We start from the raw sequence: 12,626 nt of genomic DNA on the forward strand, positions 1-12,626 counted from the left end.
GCTGAAGTCCAATGATTTTAAAGCAAAAAAAGAATGTTATTTATCAGAAAATATATCCCCGTGGTTTTGTTATCGATGATGTTGTTTGCCTGTGGCGACGGGGACAAGATACCGGGTCAGTATTTATCGCGGGAGGAAATGAAGGACCTTCTGAGAGATATGGCTATTGCCGATTCCTATGGCAATGAGCAGCAGATGCAGACCGGTTTTCTGCCTAATTCAGATTCGCTGAGGCAGCAGCGGATAAAAGTTTATTATAAGCAGATATTGGACCTCCATAAGGTCGGCGTGAAACAGTTTATGGACAGCTACCGGTATTACGAAGGGCATCCTTCCCGCCTGAAAGAAGTGCTGCAGATGGTGCAGAGCGACCTGGCTGTCAGGAAGCAAAAACTGGGAGAGCCTGTTGATGTAAGTTTGCCGGTACGTTATCGTGTCAAAACAATTTTTCCGTATGCAGACAGTGTATTACTGCTGCCCAAGGTCGATACAACCCGGCCTTTCGTGAAGCGCAGCCACTAATCAATAATAAAACACCAAAACATGAAGAAAGTAGTAGCTAATGCCGATGAAGCCATACAGGATATCCGCGATGGCTCGGTGCTGATGCTGGGAGGCTTTGGATTGTGTGGTATTCCGGAGAATTGTATCAGTGCCCTTGTGAAGAAAGGCGTGAAAGAACTAACCTGTATTTCCAACAATGCCGGGGTAGACGACTTCGGACTGGGCCTGCTGCTGAAAACCAGGCAAATCAGGAAGATGATGTCGTCGTATGTAGGAGAAAACGCGGAGTTTGAAAGGCAGTTGCTGGCAGGAGAACTGGAAGTAGACCTGATTCCGCAAGGCACCCTGGCCACCCGCATCCAGATGGCCGGTATGGGGATCCCCGCTTTTTTTACCCCGGCAGGTTATGGTACGGAGATCGCTGAAGGCAAGGAAGTACGTGAATTCAACGGGAAGCCCCACCTGATGGAATTGGCCCTGCATGCCGATTTTGCCATTGTGAAAGCCTGGAAGGGAGATACGATGGGGAACCTCGTATTCAGAAAAACCACGCGTAATTTCAGCACTTCCATGGCCCGTGCAGGTAACATTACCATCGCAGAGGTAGAACACCTTGTGCAGCCCGGAGAACTGGACCCCGACCAGATACATGTGCCCGGTATCTATGTACACCGCATTTTCCAGGGCAGTCAATATGAAAAAAGGATCGAACGCAGAACCGTTAAGATCTGATCTCTCCACCATTCAATCTGACATTTATGCCTCTCGATAAATATGGCATTGCCAAAAGAATTGCACAGGAACTGCGCGACGGAATGTATGTCAATCTTGGAATTGGCATCCCTACGCTTGTTTCCAACTATATCCCGGAAGGGGTTTCCATTATGTTACAATCAGAGAACGGCATATTGGGTATGGGCCCTTATCCCGTAGCGGAAGAGATTGATGCAGATCTGATCAATGCAGGGAAAGAAACAGTAACACTGCTGCCAGGTGGTAGCTTTTTTGATTCAGCTGAAAGCTTTGGGATGATCCGGGCGGGCAAAGTAGATCTTACGGTGTTGGGCGCTATGGAAGTATCCGACAGCGGTGATATTGCCAACTGGAAGATACCGGGGAAGATGGTGAAAGGAATGGGTGGCGCGATGGACCTGGTGGCTTCTGCAAGGAATATCATAGTGGCCATGATGCATACGAATCCGAAAGGAGAAAGTAAGCTGCTGCCTCAGTGTACGCTGCCGCTGACGGGTGTTAACTGTGTGAAGAAAATTGTGACGGAGCTTGCAGTGCTGGATGTAACGCCGGAAGGATTTAAATTGCTGGAGCGTGCGCCGGGAGTGAGTGTAGAAGAGATCCGCGCCAAAACTGCCGGTAAACTTATTATAGAGGGGGAAATTCCCGAGATGAAATTGTAATCACAGATTTTCGTATAACCGATACCGTGCCCTGCTGACTACATCAGTCAACAGGGCATTTTGTTTGAATGATCTTTTTAATATGAAGAATTTTTGTATGATCGGCGGTGACATGGTAACACCTGATTTTGTTCAGGGAGCGGTGATTCTTTTGTAAGAATTTTATCAGATATTTCATTAAAGTATACATACCTGACTGAAACAAAATCCGGATATGCAAAAATTCAGAAATACCTAAATAAGTGGTACCTTTCACAATGAAAAATAGCTCGAGGTGCAAGTTGGTTTTCTTTGTTATAATGGTAAATATATTCCTGCGGCGGACCCGATTCTTACTGCTGACAATCGATCTTTCAGATATGGCGATGGATTCTTTGAAACCCTGAAAGTATACCAGGGAAAAGTATTACTCGCTGACCTGCATTATGAACGTTTGCTGGCTAGTTTACATTTGCTTCATTTCGATATTCCTACTCATTATTCCAAGGCGTTTTTTGTTAAACAGGTGCTGGAGCTCTGCCATAGAAACAATGTATCGCAGATGGCCAGGGTAAGGATCGCTATATTTCGTTCAGATGGAGGATTATATGATCCTGTTAATAATCTTCCCAATTATATTATCCAATGCTGGGAACTGAATAGGACAGTACTGGAACTGAATCAGACAGGATTGGTGATAGATATTTTCCCGGATGTCAGAAAGAGTTGTGACAAGCTTTCTTCTGTCAAATCCAATAACTGTCTGCCATACGTGATGGCAGCGCTTTACGCCAAACAACACCACCTCAACGAGGTAGTATTACTCAATCCATATGGCCGGGTGGCTGATAGTACTATCGCCAATGTTTTCGCTGTACATAACAAAACGCTTTATACCCCTCCGTTGTCGGAGGGTGGCGTGTGCGGCGTGATGCGAAAACACCTGCTGAAAGCAGAACTTCCTTTCAAGGTAATAGAGAAGCCATTGGAGATAGAGGATCTGGAGAATGCAGATGAAATATTTCTGACGAATGCCATCTATGGGATCCGCTGGGTAGGCCGGTTCCGCGATAGTAGTTATGGCAACGCCACCGCCGCAATACTGCATGAGCTGCTACATGAAAATATGCTGTAATCGAAAGAGTCAGTAGCGCAGCCATGTATTTTCCCGCTCGAATCCATTTTCGTATATGCGTTAGCGATATAAAGTAACAAAGGTGCTGCGGCCGGTGTGAATACCGGGCCGCAGCATTGGGGCTTAGTTGTGTTGGTTGGTTTTGCTGAATATCTGTGTCAGTTTGCTGTCGAGCGCTTCATGTTCTTCTCCACCGCCACCATAACGGGCAACGATTATCCCTTTAGGATCTATCAATATCTGAGTAGGCAGTGAATGAATGCCAAAATGTTCACTGATGTCTTCCGGGTTGGAAATATTCTTCATCCGTTTATCCATATCCAGTCCACGTAACACGTGTTTCCAAACGCCGATGCCATCTTTTTCTACTGCTTTTTTCCATGCATCGTGGTTGCGGTCATCGTCTGAAACGCTGATGATTTCGAAGCCTTTTTCCCTGTATTGTTTGTACAGTTCCAGCAGATGCGGATTGCCCTGGCGGCAAGGCACACACCAGCTTGCCCAGAAATCAACCAGCACATACTTTCCTCTGAAATCAGCTAAGCTAAGTGGCTGGCCGTTGATATCGGGTTTACTGAAATTATAGGCTGTGCCGCCAGGAGATCCTGCTTCCAATTGTTTTATTTCCGCCGCCATTTCTTTTCCATCACTGCTTTCCTGCAACTTTTTGTTCAGGCTGTTGAAATAGTATTTCGCAGAATCGAGCGTCATGCTGCCTACTTCGAAACGCATCAGGAAGAGGCTGAGGTAGGAGTTGTGATGTGAGAGGATAAATTTTCGCGACAGCTGACTATTGGTGTTGAAATAAGGGGTCAGCTGCTCGCGGATCGCAGCGGCTTTATCGTGATCTTTTTCTTTGCGCAACGCTTCCAGTAGTGGCTGATATTGCACAGTGGCAGCTGCTTTTTGTTTTTCGAGTTGTTGGTTTTCGTCGTTGGTAACAGAGCCTTTCAGGATTCCTTTACTAAGATTTCCATCCGGGATATAAAGTGTCATTTGAGCAGGCTCCAGGAAAACACTCAGCTGGTCATTTTCAGCCGGTCTGCCGGTGACTGTAGCAGTCATATAGCCCCGTGTGGTTTCAGGAAGTGCGCCGGCAAATTTGAATTTTCCGTTCACTACTTCAGCACTGTCTGTAACACGCTTATTGCCGTTGTTATACAACAGATAATATTTTTGTGCGCCCTTTCCACTCACGGCGCCAGCTATGCTGAATTGCCGCTGAGCGTGAAGAACACTGGCACATAATAACGTAAACGGTAGTACGCAGATAATTTTTTTCATGTGTTATTGATCGTTTTGGGTGAGATGAGGATTGAGTATGATTTCTTCCATTGGTACGCGCAATAATATCTTTGGACTGGTGGCCGCGACGTTCATTGCCCCGCTTTGAGCCGATGTATAATTCCTGATCATTGGCAGCCCGTTACGGAAGTAATCGAAGCTGTTATGGCCTTCGAAAGCTAACTCAATGCGCCGTTGGAGCAGTATTTCGTTAAATAATGCCTGGCCGCTGAGGCTCACGGACGCCAGCCCGGCCCGGTTACGGATAGCATTGAGATCATTCAGTGCAGCAACATCATTACCCAGCTTTACGTTGGCTTCTGCACGGTTCAGATATACTTCTGCCAACCGTATATAGCGGAATGGAGATTTACTGTAAATAGCCTTGTACAGGTACATGTACTTGGTAGTAGCGATACTGTCGTTCGGATATCCGGGAGTTACATTCAGGATGTAATGAGCACGCCGTAAATCGCCTGGTTGCAGCAACGACAGCAGATCCGGAGAGGGCCGGTAGCTTCCTCCTGTATAATTGATCTGCGGCGGAAACGCGTATTGCTGGCTGATGGACGCATTACCGAAATCCATATTGGCGGCAAAAATATCTTCCTTATTATTTTTATTACTACTGTTATAATAGGCCTGATAGTCGGCGTTTTTTAAGAGGCTGTATTTATTGCTGCCGATCACCTGATCGGCATAGGCCGCTGCTTTCTGGTTGAAGGTAGCGTTAGGTTGTTGCATAGTGCCACCCATATACAGGTACACGCGCGATAACAGGGCCGCCGCCGCTTGTTTACCGGCAAAACTGTTTCCCTTTTCCTGGTTGAATAACGGCATCGCTGTTTCAAGATCAGCGATGATCTGGTCGTATATGGCTTTAGCAGTAGCCCTGGGAGGGTTGTTGCCGGCACTGTTGCTGGCAGTGGTAATCAGCATTACCCCCGGTGAGCCGGCAGCATCCTGGTAGTAGGGTTTGCCGTAAAAACGAACCAGGTTGAAGTACACAAATGCCCTGATAAAAAGGGCCTCTGCTTTTGCCTGTAATTTAGCTGTATTCTGCTCTGTAGATGTAACATGATCCAACAGCTTGTTGCAGTGGAGAATGGTAAAATAACTGCCTCTCCAAAGATAGTAGCTCCATGTATGATCTTTGTCAGGGGAGTTCAGGAAGTCGAAGGAATCCGTGTACTTGCCGGGAAGCAGATCATTGGATTTGATATTGTTGCCGTGTACTTCACCCAGGAACATGGTAATATCGCCGTATCCGAAGAAACTGCTTTCCATACTTACGCCCGTAGTGACCATTGGATACAATCCCAATGCTGCCTGAGAAAAGCCATCAGGTGTGCTGAACTGTGCATCTTCTGTGGTAACGTTGTGTGGCCGCAGCTCATCCAATTGTTTATTGCATGCACTCAGTATGAGTATGCCCAAAGCTGCAGATAATATTTTATGCTTCATGATAGTAGTAGTTTAGAAGGTTACATTAAAGCCGGCGGTGATACGGCGGGGATTGGCGTTACCAATGCCAACGCCGGAATAAGCGGTGGAGTTGCCGATAGAAGCGCCTTCCGGATCGGCTCCTATATAATCTTTCCGCTTGATGACAAAAACATTGTCAGCACTAACGAAAACGCCTGCACGTTGCAGATGTAGTTTCGCCAGCGTCTTAGGTGAAAGATCGTAACCCAGGCGGATATTCCGCATACGCAGATGGCTGGCGTTGCCGAACATAAGGGAAGAGCGGCTGCTGAAAACCTGCCATTTATTCATATTACTGCTGTATGCATCAGGGTAATTGGCGTTCTTATCGCCGGGTTGTTGCCATATTTTCTGGGCGGGTTGCCAGTTCACATTATTCCGTCCGAGGAACGGAGCGGTAGGATCCTGGAAGTTATTGATCACGTTCATGGCGGTGTAGTTGCCTACCTGGAACCATATCTCGGCACTTAAAGAGAACTGTTTGTAGGTAAAGGTATTGGTGAATCCGCCGAAGAATTTTGGCGTGGCAGATCCAACGGTCTGGTAATTGCGGATGTCGGATATATTGCCGGCACCTTCCACCACCTGTAATTTGCCGGAAGCATCATAGTTCTGGAATAGTGGCGCACCATTGTCGGGATTTACGCCAACGTATTTAATAGCTTTGATCACATTTATATCTTCACCCACGTACCGGTAAAAAGCACGGCTGTAATTGTCGAGCAGTGAATCGCCGTATAGTTTACGGATTTGGTTTTTGTTGAAACTGATGTTGAGGTTAGTTGTCCAGCTGAAGTTGCGGGCGTCTATATTCCTTGTATTCAGCATTATTTCCAGCCCTTTGTTTTCTACCTCACCCACATTCTGATATTGCTGGAAAGAACCCTGACCAGAACTGACATACACCTGTTGCAATAGTTTTTTACTGAGTTTGGAATAAACATCCACGGAGAGTTCAATACGTTTCCATAAACCCAGGTCTATACCGGCTGTATTGTTTACAGTTGTTTCCCAGCTGATATTGGGGTTTTCAAGCTGTGAAATGGCAGCACCGATGGTATTCACATCATTGTAGGTATATTGGTTTCCGTTGATGGCGTAAAGGGTTTGATTCAGGTATGAATCGCCCACATCACGACCAGAGGTACCATGTACTACCCGCAGCTTTAGTTGGTCGATACTCTTTACATCAGCAAGGAATGCTTCCTTGTTGATGGCCCATCCGGCACTGACGGAATAGAAAGTACCATATCTTTTGTTGCGACCAAAATTTGTAAACGCATCTGTGCGCACTGATGTTGCGGCATAATATTTTGCCTGATAGTTATAGTTCAGCTCACCGAATGCCGAAAAACTGGCTCTTTCAGCATAACTTCCGCCGGGGCGGTAAGGGAGGTTGTACGCTACCTCAATAGGACCACCAAAGTTCCGGGCAGCTCCGGCGTTTCTTTCCCCAGGCAGCAGGTTGTACATATTAATACTGTTCGATTCAGCGGTGCGTTTAGCCCATTCTGTTCCGGCGAGGAAATTGAACCTGTGGTCGCCAAATTGCCTGTCGATGTTTAAGGTGTTGGTAGACGTGAAGTTGAAAGATCTTGTGTCTCCGATGGTCAGCGTACCATTTGGAAGCAGAGGAGATGAAGAGGAAAAGAGGTAAGGAAATCCACCATATTTACCTGAATAACTCCGCGGATCGAGATAGGAGTTTGTGTGTGCATTGATGTAGTCGATAGTGTTGACTGTTTTTACGGTCAGCCAGGGGAGCATACGGTAACTCAGCCATCCTGTTCCTGTATAATGCTGGTTATTGGTGACGGAAGTGTTATCATATTTTTTTTCGGCCAGAAAATTCTGCTTCCAGGTAGTATATGGAACGCCGAAGTTGCCGGATTGTTTAACCGGGATGCTGTCGACCAGTGTGCCGTTGTTGTATGGTGTACCAAACGGTTGCGTCATGTAGAGCTCCGGAACCCCGTTCCGGGTAATGCCTCTGTCGATAATTGCACTCAGATTCACTCCACCGGAGATATTCCTGCTGAAGTTCTGAACAATATTCACACGTAGGTTGCGGCGATCGAATGTATTACCGTAATTGATCCCCTGTTCTTTGTACCAGTCGAGCCCGGCATAGACCATGGTGCGCTCGCTGCCGCTGTTAATACCGAGGGAGATATCGGAGAAGTGCCCATCATTGAACATTGCTTTTTCCCAATCGAAGTTCTTAGTTCTATCGTCATCGCTGTAGATCTTACGTTGACGGATAAACTCTTCCGGCGTGGCAAATTGCTGCTGTAATGTGGGCGTTTCCTGCCATTTGCGCAGCATCACTTTGTCCATGGTGGCAATGGCTTCGCTGGTATTCATCATGCGTATAGCACGATTGGGTTTAATAATGCCGTACCGGGTATCTACTGTCACGTTCACACCACTACCGGCTGCGGCTTTCTTTGTGCTTACCACGATAACTCCCTGTGCCGCCCGTGAGCCGTAGATAGCTGTGGAGGCGGCATCTTTCAAAATAGTGATACTTTCTACATCAGTCGGGTTCACCACATCCTGTAAGTTTTGAGCAGTGGATATGACACCATCCACCACGAGGAGTGGCCCGAAGTAACTGCTTCCGGAGGGTAATGATGATTCACCCCTTAGCAGCACCTGCCCTTTAGCTCCGGCTGTGGCCAGTGGCTCAACGATGTACATGCCGGTGGTTTTAGCCTTTAACATAGAAAGGATGTTGGAAGAGGAAACCGAGCTGCGCAGCTGCTCGCCAGTGATCTTTTGTACTGCGCCTGTCAGTTCTTTGACTTGTTTAGTGGTGTATCCCATGACTACCACACCACCAAGACTGGTAGCATCCTCCTCCATATTTATCTGCATATTAGCGCCTGATGCCGGCACTGTTTGCTGGCGATAGCCGATGCTGCTGATGAGGAGTGGTTCTCTTTCAAAACTTTCAATGCTGAAGTAACCATTTGCATCTGTTACGCCTCCCTTGCCGGAAATGATATTACGTATAGTCGTTCCAGGTAGAGGTTGCCCCTTACGATCGGTCACTCTGCCTTTTATTATCGGAGTTGGTTTGGTGACATGAGCAGGATCGAAAGCCTTCCGCACCCCGATCATGTTACCGCTCTGTTTGAATCTAAGACCGGTGGCCTGTTCCAGGTCGTTCAGTATTTCACGGATATTCCGTTGTTGTGCGGGCAATGTTACATAGATAGCAGGAAGTACGTCCTGGGTATAGAAGAATTTTACCTGGTAGGCATTCTCTATTTTCCGGAAGGCTGTTTGTACTGCAACATTATCCAGTGTAATTGTCTTTCGCTGTTGACCATAGACACTTATTCCGGTTATCAGCATCAGGAACATCAGAAAAGGGACTTGCCATTTGCAGGCAATGCGTAACGGCGCGTGCGTGCGCGCATAACTAAAATTCATGCGTCAGTTTTTAATGTAATGGTTGATTAGATATGCACAGGTGTTGACTACCAGTGCAAATACCCGATTTAGCGATTTTGGTGGAAACGCCGTATTTAAAATTGAATCAATACTTTATTTGGTTGCATCTCGAACTTACATCCTGCTGTAAAGCAGAATACATTTAATACTTTTTCCAGTTTATCGTTGTCGAAAGAGCCAGAGAAGCGAATATTGTTTTTTACATGGCCGTTGATTTCGAATGGTATGCCGTACCAGTCTTCCAGCCGGTGGATCACATCGGTGGCGCTTGCCTGTCCGAATACCAGTTTCCCGGTTTTCCAGGTGCGGAGGGCCACTGTATCGAAGCACTGTTTATGTAACTGTTGCGTATGGCGATCCCATCCTGCCTGTTCTCCCGGAGAAAGAATTACCGGTGTTGTTTGTGGAGATTGCCCGTTCACCCTGACTTTACCACTAAGTAAAGAAACGGTCGACAGTGCGGTGGGAGAGGATTTAACCATGAATGATGTTCCCAGTACGGTTGTCTGCAGGTCGTTGCTGCGCACGATGAATGGATTATCGGTTCCGCCTTTTACATCAAACAATGCGGCTCCTTTTATCAGTTCCACGAGTCGTTCTTTATTTCCGTATCCGGTAGGAATCCGAACTGTTGTGTTGGCATTCAGTAGTACTTCAGATCCGTCCGGCAGCGTCAGTATTTTACGTTGACCCCATTCGCTGGAATATACGAGATAGCTATCAGTGGGCCTGGTTGCCGGTGACTGCCGTTGCCTGGACCATAGCCATGTGATGCCTGCCAGCAGCAATATGGAAGCGGCAACGCGCCACCATGAACTGAAGCGCCTGACAGGGCGTATGTTTACAGGATTGCCGGCTTCTATGCTTGCCCGCAACCTGGCCAGTTGCGTGGCTTTGTCGCTTTCGGCTTCACTGATATTAATGTTATAATAGAGAGATACTGCCGCCGCTGCGGTTTCTTTTATTTCCGGATGCAGCGCGATATAGTTTTCCCATTTTGCAATGGCAGCGTCGTTATTCCGCCGGATATATTGCAGAAAGGAATCATCCAGTAACAGATCTAATTCAGTCAATTCATCAGGCCGCATTATCAATCATTTTTAAAGTAGAGCGACGGCATGCTTTCTTTTACCAGGTATTGCTCTCAAAAAGATCCAGATTTTGAAATAATCTATTTTAAAGACGTCTTGTTAAAAACTATCTAATTATTGCAGGTTAAAATGGTAGTAACAGCAACAGTGTTCTCAAATGCAGTTTGCCGGATCTAAGATCCTGTTCCAATGATCCTTTGAGGGTTTTAAGTGCTTCGTACAGGTGGTTGTAAACAGTACGGTGAGTAAGTCCGGTTATTGTGGTGATCTCTTCATAGCTGCGGTTCTCGTAAAAACGCAGATTGATCAGTTCTTTTTGCCGGGGGCTCAGTAGGCCGATGGCTTCCTGAATGCGGGCGATGGTGGCGGCATGTTGTTGATGCTGTACCATCAGTTGCTCTGAAGAAGGAGTAGTGTCGCTGGTGTTGGTCTCCATCCATACTGACAATAACCCATGATCTTTTTTTTCCTGCTGGAGCTGGCCCAGCAGTCTTCGTTTGAAGGAGGTGATAATATAGCTGCGCACATTACTGGCAGCCTCCAGTCCTTCCCTTTTTTCCCAGAAATAAAGAAATACCTGCTGGATACAGTCTTTTACCGGTTCGCTTCTGGCGCATATTTTAAGGCCAAGGAAGAGGAGCAGGTGATAGTATTTATCATACAATGCATACAGCGCCTGTTCCTCTCCCTGCCGGAATCTGTTCCAAAGGTCAGTATCCTTGTTATCTATCATACTGCAACAAAAGAACGAAAAAAAAAGCGCTCTTTAGCGCCGGATTTTCTCTGCAGCATCCATCAAAGCATCCACAGCAGCTTTGCCTTCGTTGCCGAGGTCAAGACTAAAATCGTTGACATAAAGATCGATATGCTGCCGCATTACCTGTTCATCCATTTCCTGGGCGTGTGATTTCACATAATCCGACAGTTGTGGATAAGTAGTATAGCTATTCTGCAGGCTTTGATTTATCAGCGCATCCAGTTGTTCGCGGGTCTCTGCCGGCACGTCTTTGCGGATGAATATACCGCCCAAAGGGATTGGATTACCGGTAGTTTGTTCCCAGTACTCTCCCATATCCATTAATTTAACGAGGCCTTTGAGCTGGTAGGTAAATCTGTTTTCGTGAATGATTACTCCGGCGTCTACATCTCCGTTCAGCACTGCATTTTCGATCTCGGAGAATACCATTATTTTTTTCTTTTTAGCTTCCGGGAAAGCAATGGAGAACAGCAGATTGGCGGTGGTGTTTTCTCCGGGGATGGCGATGGTAAGATCTTTGACCTTTTCCAGCGGAATATTTTCCCGGGCAATCAGCAAGGGGCCGCAGCCGCGCCCCAGGGCGCTGCCGGAGTTGAGCAGGGAATATTGGTCTTTTACCTTGAGGTACACGGCAAAACTCAGCTTTGTTATGGCCAGTTTTCCCTGCAATGCCCAGTTGTTCAGCGTTTCCACATCTTCCAGATGGGTGTCGAATGTAAAGTCTTTCGTGTCGATCTTCTTATTAACCAGTGCGTCAAAAATGAAGGTATCATTCGGGCAAGGTGAGAATCCTAAAGATAAATGCATATACTATCAGAATTTTATTGTTGCTGCTGACAGGCCGGCCACAGCGTGTACGGTCTTTATTAATTCTTCATTTAGTGCTTTTACGGCCAATGGTATATTCCATTTGCTTTTATCTCTGATTTCCACGTAGTTAGAAATACTGCGTAGCTGCAGAAAGGGCACTTCTTCCAGCAGGCAGGCGTAGTGAAATGCAGCGCCTTCCATGCTTTCCACGTCGGGGTGGTATTTTTCTGTTAGTTTCCGGATGGTAGGAGCGCTGCCACTGACAAGGTTGACGGTAACCCCGGTAGCAGTAGGGAGGAAGGGGAGCTCCGGAACACCGGTAAAGGTATTCACAAGGCAATTACCGGTAAAAGGAGGCTGAGAAGGCTGCCAGAGCTGGATATCAAATAAATCTTTAAATTGATCATTATCTTCCGCTCCAAGGTCGGCCAGGTATTCCTGTTTCACGAGCACTACCTGTCCCAGTTCCCAGTCGCGGCGGAAACTTCCGCCAATACCGGCCTGTATAGCCAGATCCGGCTTATGGATCAGCAGATGCCGGCCCAGGTGAAAGGCAGTATGCATCATTCCTATCCCGGCAATCAGGACATCTACATCGCAGTTGGCTGCTTTCAGGGACCGGTTATGCTGGTCCACGTACTGTAAAAAAGGCTTTATTTCCAGTGTGGTAGCCGCTGTTACCAAAATTTTCATGGGATAAAAGTAAG

The 12,626-nt window shown here is 46.8% G+C and carries 11 protein-coding genes; 4 read left to right on the top strand and 7 right to left on the bottom strand.

Annotated elements, in window-relative coordinates; genetic code table 11:
* The first annotated feature begins 33 nt into the window (after positions 1–33).
* From UNH61_RS01175 to UNH61_RS01190, 4 genes are all read left to right on the top strand, one after another.
* Entirely contained in the window at positions 34–522 is a 489-nt protein-coding gene (locus tag UNH61_RS01175; protein WP_326990272.1) for a DUF4296 domain-containing protein, read from the top strand.
* Between the two features lie 21 nt (positions 523–543).
* Positions 544–1,236, top strand: coding sequence for a CoA transferase subunit A (locus UNH61_RS01180; protein WP_326990273.1), 693 nt, complete (start codon positions 544–546; stop codon positions 1,234–1,236).
* 26 nt (positions 1,237–1,262) lie between these two features.
* Complete coding sequence (locus tag UNH61_RS01185) at positions 1,263–1,919, top strand: CoA transferase subunit B (protein ID WP_326990274.1); 657 nt, start codon at positions 1,263–1,265, stop codon at positions 1,917–1,919.
* Positions 1,920–2,193: 274 nt separating this feature from the next.
* On the top strand, positions 2,194–3,033 hold the full coding sequence (locus tag UNH61_RS01190; RefSeq protein WP_326990275.1) for an aminotransferase class IV: 840 nt from the start codon (positions 2,194–2,196) through the stop codon (positions 3,031–3,033).
* 123 nt (positions 3,034–3,156) lie between these two features.
* Here the strand turns inward: UNH61_RS01190 and UNH61_RS01195 are convergent, their stop codons facing one another.
* The 7 genes from UNH61_RS01195 to mqnB all read right to left on the bottom strand — a co-directional run bounded on the left by UNH61_RS01195 (position 3,157) and on the right by mqnB (position 12,612).
* Positions 3,157–4,317 (bottom strand): TlpA disulfide reductase family protein, encoded by a 1,161-nt coding sequence (locus UNH61_RS01195; protein WP_326990276.1) that lies wholly within the window; start codon positions 4,315–4,317, stop codon positions 3,157–3,159.
* Between the two features lie 3 nt (positions 4,318–4,320).
* Entirely contained in the window at positions 4,321–5,781 is a 1,461-nt protein-coding gene (locus tag UNH61_RS01200) for a RagB/SusD family nutrient uptake outer membrane protein (RefSeq protein ID WP_326990277.1), read from the bottom strand.
* 12 nt (positions 5,782–5,793) lie between these two features.
* Entirely contained in the window at positions 5,794–9,240 is a 3,447-nt protein-coding gene (locus UNH61_RS01205) for a SusC/RagA family TonB-linked outer membrane protein (protein ID WP_326990278.1), read from the bottom strand.
* Between the two features lie 95 nt (positions 9,241–9,335).
* A complete protein-coding gene (locus UNH61_RS01210) occupies positions 9,336–10,349 on the bottom strand; it encodes a FecR domain-containing protein (protein WP_326990279.1) in 1,014 nt (337 codons plus the stop codon).
* A 127-nt stretch (positions 10,350–10,476) separates the two neighbouring features.
* Positions 10,477–11,085, bottom strand: a complete 609-nt coding sequence (locus UNH61_RS01215) for a sigma-70 family RNA polymerase sigma factor (RefSeq protein ID WP_326990280.1) — start codon at positions 11,083–11,085, stop codon at positions 10,477–10,479.
* Between the two features lie 33 nt (positions 11,086–11,118).
* A complete protein-coding gene (locus UNH61_RS01220; protein WP_326990281.1) occupies positions 11,119–11,916 on the bottom strand; it encodes a 1,4-dihydroxy-6-naphthoate synthase in 798 nt (265 codons plus the stop codon).
* A gap of 6 nt (positions 11,917–11,922) precedes the next feature.
* Positions 11,923–12,612, bottom strand: a complete 690-nt coding sequence (gene mqnB / locus UNH61_RS01225) for a futalosine hydrolase (RefSeq protein ID WP_326990282.1) — start codon at positions 12,610–12,612, stop codon at positions 11,923–11,925.
* Positions 12,613–12,626 lie beyond the last annotated feature (14 nt).

Source organism: Chitinophaga sp. 180180018-3, from assembly GCF_037893185.1.
Classification (GTDB): Bacteria; Bacteroidota; Bacteroidia; order Chitinophagales; family Chitinophagaceae; genus Chitinophaga.

Excerpts from the sequence above, each read along its gene's own strand:
- UNH61_RS01175 (WP_326990272.1), top strand. The coding sequence starts at position 34 with ATGTTATTTATCAGAAAATATATCCCCGTGGTTTTGTTATCGATGATG.
- UNH61_RS01180 (WP_326990273.1), top strand. The coding sequence starts at position 544 with ATGAAGAAAGTAGTAGCTAATGCCGATGAAGCCATACAGGATATCCGC.
- UNH61_RS01185 (WP_326990274.1), top strand. The coding sequence starts at position 1,263 with ATGCCTCTCGATAAATATGGCATTGCCAAAAGAATTGCACAGGAACTG.
- UNH61_RS01195 (WP_326990276.1), bottom strand. The coding sequence starts at position 4,317 with ATGAAAAAAATTATCTGCGTACTACCGTTTACGTTATTATGTGCCAGT.
- UNH61_RS01200 (WP_326990277.1), bottom strand. The coding sequence starts at position 5,781 with ATGAAGCATAAAATATTATCTGCAGCTTTGGGCATACTCATACTGAGT.
- UNH61_RS01205 (WP_326990278.1), bottom strand. The coding sequence starts at position 9,240 with ATGAATTTTAGTTATGCGCGCACGCACGCGCCGTTACGCATTGCCTGC.
- UNH61_RS01210 (WP_326990279.1), bottom strand. The coding sequence starts at position 10,349 with ATGCGGCCTGATGAATTGACTGAATTAGATCTGTTACTGGATGATTCC.
- UNH61_RS01215 (WP_326990280.1), bottom strand. The coding sequence starts at position 11,085 with ATGATAGATAACAAGGATACTGACCTTTGGAACAGATTCCGGCAGGGA.
- UNH61_RS01220 (WP_326990281.1), bottom strand. The coding sequence starts at position 11,916 with ATGCATTTATCTTTAGGATTCTCACCTTGCCCGAATGATACCTTCATT.
- mqnB (WP_326990282.1), bottom strand. The coding sequence starts at position 12,612 with ATGAAAATTTTGGTAACAGCGGCTACCACACTGGAAATAAAGCCTTTT.